This window comes from Methylomonas sp. Kb3, assembly GCF_002834115.1.
GTDB lineage: Bacteria > Pseudomonadota > Gammaproteobacteria > Methylococcales > Methylomonadaceae > Methylomonas > Methylomonas defluvii.
This window is the reverse complement of the sequence record NZ_PIZT01000002.1, coordinates 31,433-46,350: the sequence shown is the minus strand read 5'-3', so window position 1 is coordinate 46,350 and position 14,918 is coordinate 31,433. Positions and strand designations below refer to the sequence as shown.

Below are 14,918 nucleotides of genomic sequence, written 5' to 3'. Positions count from 1 at the left end.
CCGGCAAAAACCGGCAGGTTTTTTTATCCGTTTAAATGCCATCGGTGTATACTCCCGCCGTCTGATTAACCTCAATAACAAGCAGAGAAGGTTCATATCTAATGGCGGATAAAACGGTAAGTAAACACCTGAGCAATCTTGAACGGCAGTTCGCGGCGAACGATCCGGTTTTGCAAAAAACCGCCAAGATATTCCAGGACCTGGATGAAATCGAGTTTGAACTGGGGTTGATCGATAACGACGAGACCACCGCACGCAAAACCAGTTGGTGGCCCATCGTCAGTACGCTGGGCGGTTACTCGCCCGCCAAATCAGACTTTGTTAATCGTTACCTGGGCGTGCAACTACACACCGCCCGCCATAAATTCACCGTACTGCAATATACGCCACAAACCAATACCGCGACGCTACCCGGCACCGCACTGGACGCCGACCACCGTTTACCTTTCTATCAAATCAGCCGTCAAATCGATTTGGTCGCCAACGGCGAAGGCAGCAAACTGAACGGCTATCTGGAACTGGTCACCGTCAATAGCGGCAAATTAAAAAACAAGCTGTTGATTGACACCCCGGTATTCAATCCCGCCGCGGAAAATCCAGTCTCCGGCCTGTTGCGAAAATACGTGATAGGCATCTCCGATTTGGTATTGGTATTTAACGACTTGTTCGAGGCCGATGCCGATTTGATCAAGGACACCCTGGCAGAGATCGTTGCTCACCAGGATGCCAATAAATTCATTTTCGTGATCGACCATTCGGAAATAACTATCGATGCGCTGAAAAGCCAGGAAATCGCCGCATCCTGGCAACGCCGCCTGGCCGAACTGGGCATCCACACCGGCCAATTTATTGTGTTATCGCAATCGGGCGATACTTCGCTGTTCGATCAGCGCTTCAACAACATTTATAATGACCGCTCGTACCGCATACTCGGCACCCTGGAAAACAGCATCCGCGCCATCGACGACACCATTTTTTCGGAAGTGGAAGAAGCGTTAACCACCTGGAAGGACAGATGCAACGCCTCCACCCTCATTGTGCTGGGCTTTATCGTAATGCTGATGTTATTTGCGGAAATTGCGGTGGGGATACTCGAACTACTGATCGACCCGATTATCGGCCCGGCCATCCTCGCTGCACTGATTGCCTTATTGACACCGCTACATATAATCGTCAGCCGCGTACACGCCAAATTTCTGATCAAACACTTGCACAAGCGGCAGAAACAATTGAACCTCAGTGAAGATTTGGCGGGTTTGTTTGAAAAAAGCCTGAGTTTCTGGCGAATTTTAATGCCCATCACCGACCCAGTCGGTAAAAACAAGAAAAACCGCAAAAAACTGAACGGTCTCATAGAACAAACCAAAGATCTGGTACAAGCATTGAACGACCAGTTCAGCCACGGTCAGCAACCGGAATATCGCAGCCAATACGACGCATATTCTTATGCCGACTCAGAGGAAAACTGATTAAGTAGCGTGCGTCGTGATGGAAATTTTCAGACATTATTTCCCGCTGTGCTGGTTCAATGTCTCAGTATTGAATCTGCCCAGATCGACGCGCTTTTTTAAAAACAATGCGATTTTTTATTTTATCGCGGTGTTTTTTATTCAATTCAACATGTCGGACGACATTGATTCGGCCTTCGAAGTGCTGCTGGAGACCTTGCTAACGCTGGGCTTTATCGCGCTGGTTTTACTGCTGAATAGAACTTTTAACACCTTCATACAAGTCGCGTCGGCTATTTTGTTTTGTGAAAATGTCGTCGCGATCTTTCTGATTCCTATCGTATTTTGGGTGACCGTAGCCGAAGATACGCCCAGCTATGCAACCTTGGCGTTGTTTTTGATGTGGGACATGGCGATTATTGCGCGGATATTTAAAGACGTATTGCAGGTTAATACTCCGGCCAGTTTGGTGGTGTCTTTATTCTATTTTCTAACCACTTACGGCGGGGCCTACGGCATCTACAGCTTAGTGGGCGGCTGAGGACTCCGGTTTAACGCCGTAATAATTCGACAGCACATCATAGGCGCCTTGCACGCCCGCAACCGCTGCCGCTTTCAAAGGTAAACAAGCCCCGCTCCATTGCTTGATCTTGCCATCGAAATAAAACGCCCATTCGCCCTGCCAGCAATCGCCTTTTTTGGCGATGCGACCCGCCATCACGGAGGTCACTTCGTAGCGAGCAGATACTGCCAACAAATTGCGGGAATCAGCTCCCAGCACTTCGCTTAGCGAAATTTTTTGCTGTTCTTCCAAATCCAGCATCGGAAATATCATCGGCACGCCCTTAATTTTGGACGCAAACGCCAATGCACTTTCCAACTCCGGCATGCTGTCAGCGTTGTAAAACCGTCTACCCTCTTCGTCATCGACAACCAGCCACACCAGGGTTTCCGGCCGAATTTCACTCCAGATACCCACTTGGCTTTTGCGCATGACTTCCATCAGTTGATCTTCATCAAACTGCACTCTAAGCAAGCGCGCGTCGGTGTCAGGCAGTTCATCGGCGGAAATCAAGGAAAATTGCGATTGCTTGACATAGTTCTGCGCACTGGACAACGCCTGCTGCACTACCGGAATTTTGGAAATATCCTCAGACACCAAGACCCGACTCAAAACGGCATACATGGCCTGCTTGATTGCTTGCGTCCTATCCTCCGCGGATTGGCTGTTGGCGATCAGTTCAATCTCATACAAACCTTTTACTTCGACAGCCTCCGCTATTGGGCAATTGCACAACAATCCCCACATACAAAGGCTGAAAAACCCCGATTTACCCTTCATAAAAACTTTGACCACAAGCCTACCCTGACAGTGCATTAATGGGAACTATAGTACAATATCGCCCGTTTCAACCTTAACTTTAACGAGAGACTGACATTGAGCGAACAACAACAAGACCGCCTGAATTATAAAAGCGCGGGCGTCGATATTGAAGCCGGCAACGCTTTGGTCGAGCGCATCAAACCCATCGCGGCCAAAACCCGTAATGCGGGCGTCATGGCCGGTTTAGGCGGCTTCGGTTCGCTGTTCGAATTACCGCTGGATCGTTATAAACAGCCGGTGTTGGTCTCCGGCACCGACGGCGTCGGCACCAAATTGAAATTGGCGCTGGATTTAAACATCCACAACAGCGTCGGCATCGATCTGGTGGCCATGTGTGTGAACGACATCATCGTCCAGGGCGCTGAACCGCTGTTTTTCCTGGATTATTTCGCCACCGGCAAACTGGAAGTCGATACCGCCGCCAACGTCATCGAAGGCATAGGCAAAGGCTGCGAGCAATCCGGCGCGGCTTTGGTTGGCGGTGAAACGGCGGAAATGCCCGGCATGTATTCTGATGGCGATTACGACTTGGCAGGCTTTTGCGTCGGCATCGTCGAAAAAGATCGCATCATCGACGGCAGCCAAGTCAAAGCCGGCGACAAACTGATCGCCCTGGCCTCGTCCGGCCCGCATTCCAACGGCTATTCCTTGATTCGCAAAATCGTCGCCCGTAGTGGTCTGGCTTGGTCCGACAATGTCAACGGCAAACCACTAGGCGAAACCCTGCTGACTCCAACCCGTATTTACGTCAAGCCCCTGCTGGAACTACTGAAAACTGTGCCGGTACACGCAATGGCCCATATCACCGGCGGCGGGATCACCGAAAACCTGCCGCGCGTATTGCCCAACGGTTTGAACGCCAGCATTCAGCTATCCGCCTGGCAATTGCCGGAGATTTTTGCCTGGCTGCAAGAACAAGGCAATGTCGAATTAGCCGACATGCTGGTTACCTTTAATTGCGGTATCGGCATGATAGTCTGCGTCGCGGCAGAAGACGAAGCCGCTACGCTGGAAATATTGGCACAGCAAGGCGAAACCGCCTTCAGCATCGGCGACATAGTCCTCGGCGACGGCAAACCACACGTAATCTACTCCTGAGTCTGAAAATCCTCCGCCATGTCTGAATCCACAGGCATGGCGTTAAAAACTCTCCCGTTTCATCTGCGATCAATTCAACACCAAGAAGGTCATTTCCTGATCAGTGAGTTGCCAGCTGCTTTGAAGCAAGCCACCTCATGTCGCCATTCCTAAAGAAATTGCCAATATCTTGAACTACGGTGATTAAGCTTTGCGGCGAACGCCCAAAAAACCTAACAATGCGGAACCGAACAACCAAACTGCGCCAGGGACTGGTACGGCTACTACCGCAGTGCCTGATACCGTTACCATATCAAAACGCCAGGTGCCGGTAGAACCATAAGTACCGGTTGGAGAAGATGCCGCGTATGCGCTTGTTGAAGGCGCGAATGCCGCTAAGACACGAAAGCCAAAATTAGCATTGTTGGCTACCCCGGCGATACTGCTGAAATCGACTGAACGGCCGTTGAACCAAGTATCGCCTGCTGCGCCGCTAAACAAGGCAAAATCAGTCCAGGTACTACCGTCCGTAGTGTATTGCACTTGCTCATATTTAGAAGACGTATTGCTGTGGCGTAAGTCGTAACTAACCTGAATGTTATTGAAACCCACAGTGCTAACCAGATACCGCGTACCGCGGGTTTTATTGCCGGCACCTTGAGCCGCATAACTGGTGGTATTCCAACCACTATCATCGCCTATCGCCGGGTCGGATGAACCGCCACTCGCATCGCCGCTAGCAAAAGTTGCTGTGGTGCCTCCTACCAGCGAAACCGAGCCGCTACCGATGCTAGGGGCGCCTGTGCCGGTACCGGTGGCAGAATCAGCAGGATTCGAGTTGAAATTCCATTGTGTAATTACAGCCGCTTCCGCGCCGGCGCTTACAGATAGAACCACTAGCGCGCTAGCCATCATCATTTTTTTGTTCATGTTTGGATTCTCTTAATTATTGGTGGTCAAGAAGACATTTCCGGACTGCTTATCGGGCCCGGAAGAATATCCATCACAAAAAAGCCCGACATAAAGTCGGGCTTTCGATCAATCAATTTGGGAACACGCCCTGCCCCCTAAGCAATCAGGCTTTACGGCGGCGCAGGCCGATCATGCCGGCAATTGCTGAACCGAACAACCAAACCGCTCCAGGTACCGGTACTGGCGCAGCAGTCAACTCAATGGTGCGATCAATGCCATCAGCTGGATGCTGTACGTTGATATACGCTTTGTTTGGATTGAATTTGTCGAAATACAAACCGGTGCTTTCAGCACCTTGAGTAGTCAAACTGATCCATTTGGAGAGAGACTCGGCAACCCCGTCACGATCTGCATCCTTGGCAAACCATACATCTTCCACACCACCATCTTGATCTTCAACGATGTAGATATTGCCTTCGGCATCAATAGCCAAGTTATCGGCATTTTTGAATTCACCGCCTGCCGCCAAACCAGTCGCCAAATCGATGGTGTTGCTGTCGGCAAACAGTTTGACTTCGCTAGTACCAAGATCAATAGAATAAACGCGGCTGCGGCCGGTGCCTTGGTTGCCGTCGGTGTCTGAATCGGTAGTCGTGAAGTACAAAAACTGGTTACCGTTAGCCAAGTTTTGAATTTCCATGTCTTCAGGGCGATTAAAACCTGTGCCTTTTACAGCGGCATTATCAGCGCTGACGCGGCCGTCGATCGTGCCGTCGCTAAGCTGTGCGGAAATACCGGCTAAAACGCCACCGTTGACATCGGTAATAGCTTCCCATGTTGATGCACCGGTGATAGCAGCACCGGTAGTGCCTTCAAACTGGGCTCCTGCACCGACTTTTAAAGCAAATGTTTGCCCCGCGGCAAAAAAGCTGTCGCCGCTAGTGGCAAATGGATTGGCCGATACGTATTTGTATACAGACCCACCGTTCAATTCATCGACAAAATACAAGTTGTTGTTTTTGTCGAACGCCAAACCTTCGTGAGAAACGCGCGGCAGAATGGAACGTTGGATAAATGTGCCGCCATTCGCCGCCGCAGTGGTGGCATTGGTCACTTCAAACAAACGGCCTTTGCTGCTGCCAGTTCCCCAAGATTCTTCAGCGGTCAAATAACCACCCCGTGGTGTCCATAATGAGGCATCGCCGGAAATAAAACCTTGCGTACCTGGCGCAACGATAGTGGTGGTGCGCGAGTTGTAGTCGTTATTCCAAAGATCGATACGTTGCACGCCCGCGGAACCGGTTTCGAACGGCATGAACAAATAACGGCCGGCGTCAGGACCGGTTTCGTTGGCGGCTATCATGTCCCAGCTACCTGAGTTGGAACCTGGCACCAAGGTGTTTTGGGTCTTACGGTCGGCGATGGTTTGTTGAGTAAAATTGGGCGAAGACAATTTATAAGGTGTCGCTGAACCTGGGTTAACAGGAACCGTGTTGCCTGTCATTGGCGTAAAATTGTCGAATTCGGTTGAAGCCGCTTGCGCAGTCAAAGGTGAAACGACAGCGGTAACAGCTGCGGCAATCAGAGTTAATTTAAAAGCTTTCATAAAAAAGTCATTCCTAAAGCAAAGTCGGTTAATTGTTTTTGGTCTTCCGCAAAAATCTGCCTCACAGAATTTGCAGAAAGAATGTTAACCAGCGCTCAAGAAATTAAAGTTGCAGTTCTGTTAAGTTTTCATGACATGTAATACGCCGCTAGCACCCATTCTGGTGCGACTAAAATCACCTTATCGACTCTTACTGGCAGCCGCTCCTGCCCTTCAACCTAGAAGAAATTGAATCCCCGACAATGCGTGGCGACAAACGTCGTGCGCACCAGGGACTCAGCATGGCCATTAGGCTACAAGACGCTCAAGAGCGGATATTGCAGTCCTGTCCGTAAAAAAAGTTTGGCGAAATAAGTCCGAATGGACGAAAACTGCTTATTTTCTCTGTTTTGCTCAAGAAACCTCAGCGAATTGGCATGTGCAGAACGGCACATCATCAAATATTTCCGGAATACAGAATTGCTTCAGTAACACTGAAAGACACCCAACATGAGAAAAGCATCAACTGGAGAACTGCGCACAGAAAACCGCACGCACGTTTCGGAGGAAAGGGAGATTTAACTGCAGTCCCTATCGGTGACAGGGAACTTAAGAACCGGGTGAAAATTTGTCACCAGGGGTTTTACCGATTACACAAACGATTTTGGACGGTATTTTGTACAAGCAATAAAAAAGGCCTAGGTGAAAAACACCTAAGCCTTTGATATATATGGAGCTGGCGATGGGACTCGAACCCGCGACCGGCTGATTACAAATCAGCTGCTCTACCAACTGAGCTACACCAGCAAATTATTCGCGCATTATACCTGTTATTTCGAACATTTCCAGCACTAAGTTCACTTAGCTCGTCGAATTGCAGTCACACCCCTTGAATACTGCTCAGCATGCTGCCGATGTAATTGAGGGTTTCGTGCAGAAAAACAATTAATTCATCGAGTTTATCCTGCACAAACATCAGAAAATGACTGTGGTTGAAGTTTTGATCTTTGTAAAAACTCAAACCGTTGTTAATAGTATTAGCCCCCATCAACAACATGATGAACGCCGCCGCCTTCAACATTAAACCGCGTAATTTCACACTCATTTTGCCGAAGGCGACGCTGATAAACAGCATCATCGGTAAAGTCCCTGCACCAAATGCCAACATCAACGCGCCCCCCTCAAGCAAGGTAGCAGCCGTGGTGGCTTTCACAGCCATCGCAAACGTCAACATACAGGGCATCAAACCATTCAAGAGACCCGCGATAACCGAACCTAGCAGCGGCCCTTTTTGATTCGCCGCAGCATAGCCTTTGCGCAACACTTGCATGGGAATCAAGCGTATCGAGCCTTGCCAAGGTATCCAGCCCAATACGCCCAGCGCCAGCACAATGACGACCGCGCCCATCAACATTTGCAAGATACTTTGGATTTTGCCGAACAAACCGCTGGACACCAGTACCACGCCCAAAGAAGCAGCCAATACACCGATCATGGTATACACGGAAATGCGAGCGGCCTGATATGCAACATACGGTAGATAGGTGCGGCTTTTCCCGGCCCGCATGAAGTAACCGGACACCAACGCGCCGCACATCCCCAGACAATGCCCGCTGCCTAAAAATCCGGCCACAAAAGCCAGGGAATAATCGAATCCCGTGGCCGCAGCCATTTCGGTCATGCCGTGCATGGCATGATCCATACCTTCCATATTGTGTTCCATTTATTTGTTCAATCGAAGTGAGTTGACGATGACAGACACCGAGCTCAAGGCCATCGCCGCGGAGGCTATCATCGGATTGAGCTTGCCCAGCGCCGCCACCGGAATCGCTATGGTGTTGTAACCGAACGCCCAGAATAGGTTTTGCTTAATGACGCGGATGGTAAATGCGCTAAGTTCGATAGTGTCGGTGACCTTGCCAATATCGCCCTGCACCAGCGTCAGGTCCGCTGATTCGATGGCAATGTCCGTGCCGCTGCCTACTGCAAAGCCAACATTGGCCGCCGCCAGCGCCGGCGCATCATTGATGCCATCACCTATCATGCCGACATTATGCCCTTCATCCTGCAACTGACGAATGATTTGCAGCTTTTGCTCGGGCTTGGCATTAGCGACTACATCCGCGATGCCGACCGTATCCGCGATGCAATAAGCGGTTTTTTCGGTATCGCCAGTGACCATCATGGTTTTAATACCCAAGTCGTGCAGCCGCGCAATAGCGGCGGCGGCTTCCGGGCGCGGATTATCGGCAATCGCGAATATGGCCGCTTCCTTGCCGTTGATCGCCATGTAAACCGGAGTTTGCCCTTGATCAGCAAAATTATCGGCCTGCTCCACTAAGCGACTTACATCAACTTGCTGATTCTCCAGCCAAGCCCGGTTGCCCAGTAACAATTTATAACCGTCCACCTCGGCGCGAATACCGTGACCGGTTTCGCTATAAAAATAGGCGCAATCCTGTAACTCGACACCCGCGTCGCGGGCATAGGCCACCACGGCTTTGCCGAGAAAATGCTCGGAGTTGTTCTCGGCGGAAGCCGCCAACATGACTAGTTTGTTTTCAGCCAGGCGGGATATTTTATAAACCTTGCTCACCCGAGGTTTACCTTCGGTGATGGTGCCGGTCTTATCGAACACGATGGCGTTCAATTTACTGGCGATTTCCAGACTTTCGCCATTGCGGATATACACCCCCTGCTTAGCAGCTTGACCCGTGCCGACCATGATTGCCGCTGGTGTTGCTAGACCCAACGCGCATGGGCAAGCGATCAACAAAACGGTGATGGCATTGCCGAAAGCAAACGCGAACGGCGCGCCGGCCAGCAGCCATCCCACCAGCGTCGCGCCGGAAATAGCCATCACCGCCGGCACAAACACCGCCGAGATTTTATCGACCTGCTTTTGAATCGGTAACTTAGCGGCCTGGGCTTGATCGACCATATGCACAATGCCCGCCAGCACCGTATCCATGCCTACCGCCGTGGCCTTGACATGCAATACGCCATTGCCGTTGACACAACCGCCGATCACGGTTTGGCCGACACTTTTCACCACCGGCATGCTTTCGCCGGTAATCATTGCTTCATCGACGGTGGAAAGGCCGACAATCACCACGCCATCGGTGGGAATTTTTTCACCCGGCCGGACCAGCATCACGTCATTGATCTTGATTTCGTCTACATCGACGCTGCGCTCGCTACCGTCGCTCATCAACAAGGTTGCTGTTTGCGGTTGCAAATCCACCAACTTGCGGATCGCTTCGCCGGCCTTGCCTCTGGCCCGTTCTTCCAAATAACGGCCCAGTAACACAAAGGTGATGATAGCGGCGGCAGCTTCGAAATACACATGCCCGCGCCGCCGGAACAGCGAGGGAATACTGTAGCCGTACGCGGAACCCACGCCCAGCGCGATCAAGCTATCCATGTTGGCCGCGCGTTGTTTGGCCAGCCGATACGCCTTGCTGAAAAATTGCCAGCCTGTGCCGAATACGACTTGCGTGGTCAGCGCAAACTGCAACCAATGCATCCAGGAGCGGCCGCCCATCGTCATGGCTATCGTCACCACGGGTGTGGTTAACAGCCCTGCCCATACAAATCGACGCCGGGCTACGTCAATTCGTTGCAACTCCTTTTCGATGAGCTTCTTCCGCTGCGACAGCGTATCGATGGGCATGGCGCTATATCCCAGTTTTTCGATTTTATCGATCACCTCGGCTTTGCTAATCTGGCCCTGCACCGTAACGGTTTCAGTGGCAAAATTGACGCCGGCTTTTTTAACCCGTTCGTCGCGGTTTAACACCATTTCGATCAACAACGCGCAGGACGCGCAACTCATGCCTTGCACGGCCAAATCAACTTCTTGCAACGGCCCGTCGAAGGCTTTTTTCTTGTCTTTTTTTAACTCAGTCTGCTTTAACGCGATATTGCCCAACACCGCGTCCAACATAATCAGCAAATTTTTCGCCGGCAGACGATTAGAATCGAATTCGATGACTACCGAACCAATTTCAAACACCGAGCGCACACTTTTAATTTCCGGGCGCTTTTTCAGCAGGATTTCCAGGATATAGCCACGCTCCGGGTCGTTAAGCAACACCGGCGTAATGATCCGAATCCGATTTTTTAGCTGATGTCGAACGGAAAAATGCGCGTAATTTAGAGTATCGGTTTCCATGGGCGACTGAGGATTTGATGGACTAGCGAGCCCATCCTATGGAAATCATAGGATGGGCGTTGACAATCTCTACTTGGGCCGGCGCGAACGTACTAATAAGAAAAACATATAAAACACCGCCATCCACTCGTAACGATGCACGATGGGTTTGACCAGCCACTCCTGCGTGATGCGGGTCCAGTGGGTTTTTATTAAGTACAAGACCAGCACATCATTCAAGAAATCTATCGTAGCTTTTTCGGGATCTTTAAACAGGGCTTTCGGGCCTTTGGTACTGACTTTGCCGATAATTTTGGCCGCCTGTACCGTTTCCTTGCCGGCTTGATATTTATCACTGAACCAGCCACCAATCCGGGTGCCTTTCAAGCGCTTTTTAATGCCGAGAACAGACTTTTTAGCCTTCTCCGCTAGCGGCTTACTGTCGAAATAACCTTGCTGTTCCAGCTCGGCAAGAATTTGAAACAGCTGTGCCGCCAAACTGGTAAAGCCACAGACAGCCCCATCGTATCGGATTGATAATTTGCCCTGCCCGCGATAAAGGTTCACTGATTGGACGCCATTAATTGCGGCAAGCTTGGTGCTGATTAAGTTCGCCGCAGTCGGTTGACAAGCTTGCGCGGGCACCTGAAAACGCACATGACCGTCATGGCGGTAACGTAGTACAAATTCTTTTTGGATAGCCATAGTCAACAGGGAAAAGTAAAACGGGCGGTCCTGCCATGGCAACGACCACCCGTTTCAAGTTACAGCCAAATGTCCAAGAATCGAACGGGATTAGTTGCCTTCTTTCGCTTCGGCAACGATGTCTTCGAGGTTTTCTTTTTGATGCAATACAAAATCCTTGCCGGCATCAATCGTTTTTGTGGCGCTGGAAATAATTTCCTTTCTGTATTTGTACACAAAATAGCCCGCCACCATGCCTGCACCGAACACCAATAGAGGGTGTTTCGCTAATTTAGTCATCAATTTTCCTCCAGTGTTTACAGTTGCAGTGGCTAGTGTACCAGCCACCACCTGCTTAGTCATGGATGAATCGTTCGAGCTCTTCTTTGGGTTGTGAACATGTGCCATATGCATCCTCGTTGCTGGTTAAGACTGGGGCTGGGTTGAATCGTCGGCGTCTTCAGGTAAAACCTGTGCCTCGTGCAACATTTGATAGATTCCCTTGCAGCCCTCGCAGCAAAAGCGCTTGTCGCCTTGCAGGGTTTTTAATCTAAACCCTTCCACTTCAACAGCTAGCCCGCAAAGATCGCAGCTTTTCTTATTATCATCCATTGTTACACGAACTCACTTATTACCTGTGCACATGCGCGGATTATAGCGCCTAAATAACCTTGGTAAACACGGCACGAGCGAAAACAAAATCATACGCTGACAAGGCCAGCGCAAGCAGGAAATGATCGATCACTCTGAAGCTGACCAATCAATACATCCGCTGAGGTAGCGACTGCGATCATCGTTTGCCGTGCGCCGCTCGACTGGATGCCTTCATCAAAGCAATTCTCAGTGCGCCAGTCAAACTCGCGCTCAAACCAAGGCGCATCGCCAAAGCTGGCACCAAAATCATCGACGCCACCGCCAAACCTGCCCCCAGCACCAAGCCGGCAGTATTGATTTGCTGTGCCACGACTTCTTGATTTACAACAATTAATTCTTGAGCCATTTAGATACCTCACGCAGAATAAATTTAAAATCCACCGGAGCTAAACAGCATAAAGAATGCCAAAATATAATCGTTTGATTATATTGACTAAAAGTAAATGCCTTGTAAAAAACCAGAAAAAATCAGGGAAATGCCTCGTTATTTTTAAGTTATTTAACATAGTTTTTGCAAAGGACATTCAAAAAAAATCCCCAGCCTTGTATCTGAATACGATACAAAAAACTGGGGATATATTGACTCTCTAGCGCTCGCAACGAGCAAACATTAGAGTGCCGGAACTACTCCTGATCGAGACCAAACGCTTTGTGTAACGCACGCACCGCCAGTTCCAGGTACTTCTCGTCGACCACCACGGAAATTTTGATTTCGGATGTCGAGATCATTTGGATATTGATACCCTCGTCGGCCAGCACTTTAAACATCGTGCTGGCAATACCGGCATGCGAACGCATACCAACGCCGACAATCGACACTTTGACGATACTGTTATCGCCAATCACCGTGGTATTGCCGCCCAGGTCGGCGCGCAAACCGTCCAACACTTTCTGCGCGCGGGCGAAATCGTTGCGGTTGACGGTAAAGGTAAAATCCGTGGTGCCATGCGCGGAGATGTTCTGCACGATCATGTCCACCTCGATATTCTCGGCGGCGATCGGTCCCAAGATTTTCGACGCCACGCCCGGCAGATCAGGCACGCCGGTCAAGGTCAGCTTGGCCTCGTCCCGGTTAAACGCGATGCCTGAAATTAACGCTCTTTCCATTTCTGATTCCTCGTAGGTAATTAGGGTGCCGTTGCCTTCCATAAACGAAGACAACACGCGCAATTTGACATTGTATTTGCCGGCGAACTCGACCGAGCGGATTTGCAACACTTTGGAGCCGAGGCTGGCCATTTCCAGCATTTCTTCAAACGTGATGCGATCCAGGCGGCGGGCTTTCGGCACCACGCGCGGGTCGGTCGTATACACACCGTCCACATCTGTGTAGATATGACACTCATCGGCCTTCAAAGCCGCAGCTAATGCCACACCGGTAGTATCCGAGCCGCCACGGCCAAGCGTCGTGATGTTGCCATGCTCGTCCACGCCCTGAAATCCGGCCACCACCACCACTCGACCAGCGTCCAAGTCGGCACGCATATTGGCTTCGTCGATTTCCCGAATCCGCGCCTTGGTGTGCGCGCTATCGGTGAGAATCCGCACTTGCGCGCCGGTATAGGATCGCGCCTCGCAACCGATTTGGTGCAAGGCCATCGATAGCAAAGCGATGGTGACTTGCTCGCCTGTGGACAGCAACACGTCCAACTCCCGGTCGGTCGGCTGCGGCTGCAACTCTTTCGCCAAGGCCACGAGGCGATTGGTTTCGCCGCTCATCGCGGACACCACCACCACAATCTGATCGCCCGCATCGCGGGCTGTTTTGACTTTCTCGGCGACCGCCTTGATACGTTCCACCGTACCAACGGAAGTGCCGCCAAATTTATAGACGTACAATGCCATGTTTTTATTGACCTTTTGGCTTTTATTACGCCCTCGCCGTGCTGGGGAGGGTTGGAGTGAGGAAAATCGAATGCGATCTCTTCATTAGGATTTTTGCTTACTTGGCGATTTATTGTTTGATGTCGCCAAGATAACGGCCAATTTTAACGCGAGATACCGATTTAGCCGATGCAAAATTATCCGGCGTCATCGGTTGGTAAAAAGAACGCATCAAATCCGAGTGCGTCAAGCCCCATTCGCAACTGCTTGTCGCCGGTCCATAACAAGCCGCCCATTTCAATGGTCAGCGCAACAAACAACAAATCCTTAGCGTCCACATCTTTCACCAATGCCCACGCTTTTTGTAAAGCTTCGGCCGAGATACTATTTTCATCGAAGAAATCAATATGTCGGATCAATTCATAAAGTAGCTCTAGGACTTCATCCTGGGTGTGTTTACTGACCGCGCAGATTTTTTCCTTGTATTTGAACAGTTCGACAAACCCATATTTAGGCATTAATAGGGGCTGCTCCGAGCGCAACAATAATGTGGCTATTTTGGAGTTTTTATTCACCAATGCCGAAAAAACGATATTGGTATCGACAATCACCGGTTTCATTTAATTTTTGCCAGAAACCTTTCTTGATTTTCCCGCCACCAATTTTCTTTCAGTTCATTGTCAAGCGAGCTTGCGTCATCATTGGACATTTGGCTTTTGGAAATCAGCTCTTTAACACGCAGCATTTCGATCAATCTTGTTAATTCATGGGCCGACAGAAACTCTTTAGAAAAACTTAAATTGACTGTTTTGTCTGTGGCTTGGTAAGTCAACATGGTTAGGGCCTATTCCGACGAATTTAAAATCTGTAGTAATAATGTGTCGCTATCGCGACGGATTATTTTAACGTCGGTTCTCGCACCGACAGGCGAGATACTTTTCTTTGCTTGTCCAAAGAAAAGTATCCAAAAGAAAAGACACCCGGACGCCGCTTGTTTCCTGCGCTCCTCGCTTTTGCCGGGGGTTGCCGAAAGGGGCTTCCTGCCCCTTCGGCAACGCGATGCATCCATGCATCGCCCCTGCGGGCTAATCCCGCCAAAAGCTCCGGTGCTCGGCGCGGCATACGGGAGAAACCCATCCTGGCACCTGAAAATTAATTGGCATCTGCAAAAATACTTCGTGTCTAGCCAACCAATTT

At 50.3% G+C, this 14,918-nt stretch carries 15 protein-coding genes and 1 tRNA gene; 3 read left to right on the top strand and 13 right to left on the bottom strand.

Annotation, left to right across the window (positions count from 1 at the left end):
• Window positions 1–101: 101 nt before the first annotated feature.
• Window positions 102–1,469, top strand: a complete 1,368-nt coding sequence (locus CWO84_RS01110; protein ID WP_101051527.1) for a hypothetical protein — start codon at window positions 102–104, stop codon at window positions 1,467–1,469.
• Between the two features lie 19 nt (window positions 1,470–1,488).
• Window positions 1,489–1,989 carry a hypothetical protein gene (locus CWO84_RS01105; protein ID WP_101051526.1) on the top strand — a complete coding sequence of 167 codons (501 nt, stop codon included), beginning with the start codon at window positions 1,489–1,491 and terminating at the stop codon, window positions 1,987–1,989.
• Here the strand turns inward: CWO84_RS01105 and CWO84_RS01100 are convergent.
• Window positions 1,975–2,790 (bottom strand): DUF2066 domain-containing protein, encoded by an 816-nt coding sequence (locus CWO84_RS01100; RefSeq protein ID WP_225893054.1) that lies wholly within the window; start codon window positions 2,788–2,790, stop codon window positions 1,975–1,977. The genes CWO84_RS01105 and CWO84_RS01100 overlap by 15 nt on opposite strands.
• A gap of 96 nt (window positions 2,791–2,886) precedes the next feature.
• Between CWO84_RS01100 and purM the strand changes: the two genes are divergently transcribed.
• Entirely contained in the window at window positions 2,887–3,930 is a 1,044-nt protein-coding gene (gene purM, locus CWO84_RS01095) for a phosphoribosylformylglycinamidine cyclo-ligase (RefSeq protein WP_101051525.1), read from the top strand.
• A 183-nt stretch (window positions 3,931–4,113) separates the two neighbouring features.
• Here the strand turns inward: purM and CWO84_RS01090 are convergent, their stop codons facing one another.
• From CWO84_RS01090 to CWO84_RS01030, 12 genes are all read right to left on the bottom strand, one after another.
• Window positions 4,114–4,839, bottom strand: a complete 726-nt coding sequence (locus CWO84_RS01090; protein ID WP_101051524.1) for a PEP-CTERM sorting domain-containing protein — start codon at window positions 4,837–4,839, stop codon at window positions 4,114–4,116.
• Window positions 4,840–4,984: 145 nt separating this feature from the next.
• Window positions 4,985–6,427: an alkaline phosphatase PhoX gene (locus CWO84_RS01085; protein WP_101051523.1), complete on the bottom strand. Its 1,443-nt coding sequence runs from the start codon at window positions 6,425–6,427 to the stop codon at window positions 4,985–4,987.
• Between the two features lie 710 nt (window positions 6,428–7,137).
• Window positions 7,138–7,213: transfer RNA gene (locus CWO84_RS01080), tRNA-Thr, on the bottom strand.
• A gap of 73 nt (window positions 7,214–7,286) precedes the next feature.
• A complete protein-coding gene (locus CWO84_RS01075) occupies window positions 7,287–8,117 on the bottom strand; it encodes a sulfite exporter TauE/SafE family protein (RefSeq protein WP_101051631.1) in 831 nt (276 codons plus the stop codon).
• Window positions 8,118–8,129: 12 nt separating this feature from the next.
• Window positions 8,130–10,580: a heavy metal translocating P-type ATPase gene (locus CWO84_RS01070; protein WP_101051522.1), complete on the bottom strand. Its 2,451-nt coding sequence runs from the start codon at window positions 10,578–10,580 to the stop codon at window positions 8,130–8,132.
• Between the two features lie 69 nt (window positions 10,581–10,649).
• Complete coding sequence (locus CWO84_RS01065; RefSeq protein ID WP_101051521.1) at window positions 10,650–11,264, bottom strand: hypothetical protein; 615 nt, start codon at window positions 11,262–11,264, stop codon at window positions 10,650–10,652.
• A gap of 90 nt (window positions 11,265–11,354) precedes the next feature.
• Complete coding sequence (locus CWO84_RS01060) at window positions 11,355–11,606, bottom strand: hypothetical protein (protein ID WP_225587427.1); 252 nt, start codon at window positions 11,604–11,606, stop codon at window positions 11,355–11,357.
• Window positions 11,607–11,669: 63 nt separating this feature from the next.
• Window positions 11,670–11,855, bottom strand: coding sequence for a heavy metal translocating P-type ATPase metal-binding domain-containing protein (locus CWO84_RS01055; protein ID WP_033157280.1), 186 nt, complete (start codon window positions 11,853–11,855; stop codon window positions 11,670–11,672).
• A gap of 178 nt (window positions 11,856–12,033) precedes the next feature.
• Entirely contained in the window at window positions 12,034–12,243 is a 210-nt protein-coding gene (locus CWO84_RS01050; protein WP_026601374.1) for a hypothetical protein, read from the bottom strand.
• 278 nt (window positions 12,244–12,521) lie between these two features.
• Window positions 12,522–13,742, bottom strand: coding sequence for an aspartate kinase (locus CWO84_RS01040; RefSeq protein WP_101051520.1), 1,221 nt, complete (start codon window positions 13,740–13,742; stop codon window positions 12,522–12,524).
• A gap of 176 nt (window positions 13,743–13,918) precedes the next feature.
• Window positions 13,919–14,341 carry a PIN domain-containing protein gene (locus CWO84_RS01035; RefSeq protein ID WP_101051519.1) on the bottom strand — a complete coding sequence of 141 codons (423 nt, stop codon included), beginning with the start codon at window positions 14,339–14,341 and terminating at the stop codon, window positions 13,919–13,921.
• Window positions 14,338–14,556: a hypothetical protein gene (locus CWO84_RS01030; protein WP_033157276.1), complete on the bottom strand. Its 219-nt coding sequence runs from the start codon at window positions 14,554–14,556 to the stop codon at window positions 14,338–14,340. Before CWO84_RS01030 ends, CWO84_RS01035 begins: the two co-directional genes overlap by 4 nt.
• Window positions 14,557–14,918 lie beyond the last annotated feature (362 nt).

Bases quoted from the DNA above. Each gene is read 5' to 3' on its own strand.
- CWO84_RS01110 (WP_101051527.1), top strand. From the start codon at position 102: ATGGCGGATAAAACGGTAAGTAAACACCTGAGCAATCTTGAACGGCAG.
- CWO84_RS01105 (WP_101051526.1), top strand. From the start codon at position 1,489: ATGGAAATTTTCAGACATTATTTCCCGCTGTGCTGGTTCAATGTCTCA.
- CWO84_RS01100 (WP_225893054.1), bottom strand. From the start codon at position 2,790: ATGAAGGGTAAATCGGGGTTTTTCAGCCTTTGTATGTGGGGATTGTTG.
- CWO84_RS01090 (WP_101051524.1), bottom strand. From the start codon at position 4,839: ATGAACAAAAAAATGATGATGGCTAGCGCGCTAGTGGTTCTATCTGTA.
- CWO84_RS01085 (WP_101051523.1), bottom strand. From the start codon at position 6,427: ATGAAAGCTTTTAAATTAACTCTGATTGCCGCAGCTGTTACCGCTGTC.
- CWO84_RS01075 (WP_101051631.1), bottom strand. From the start codon at position 8,117: ATGGAAGGTATGGATCATGCCATGCACGGCATGACCGAAATGGCTGCG.
- CWO84_RS01070 (WP_101051522.1), bottom strand. From the start codon at position 10,580: ATGGAAACCGATACTCTAAATTACGCGCATTTTTCCGTTCGACATCAG.
- CWO84_RS01065 (WP_101051521.1), bottom strand. From the start codon at position 11,264: ATGGCTATCCAAAAAGAATTTGTACTACGTTACCGCCATGACGGTCAT.
- CWO84_RS01060 (WP_225587427.1), bottom strand. From the start codon at position 11,606: ATGACTAAGCAGGTGGTGGCTGGTACACTAGCCACTGCAACTGTAAAC.
- CWO84_RS01055 (WP_033157280.1), bottom strand. From the start codon at position 11,855: ATGGATGATAATAAGAAAAGCTGCGATCTTTGCGGGCTAGCTGTTGAA.
- CWO84_RS01050 (WP_026601374.1), bottom strand. From the start codon at position 12,243: ATGGCTCAAGAATTAATTGTTGTAAATCAAGAAGTCGTGGCACAGCAA.
- CWO84_RS01040 (WP_101051520.1), bottom strand. From the start codon at position 13,742: ATGGCATTGTACGTCTATAAATTTGGCGGCACTTCCGTTGGTACGGTG.
- CWO84_RS01035 (WP_101051519.1), bottom strand. From the start codon at position 14,341: ATGAAACCGGTGATTGTCGATACCAATATCGTTTTTTCGGCATTGGTG.
- CWO84_RS01030 (WP_033157276.1), bottom strand. From the start codon at position 14,556: ATGTTGACTTACCAAGCCACAGACAAAACAGTCAATTTAAGTTTTTCT.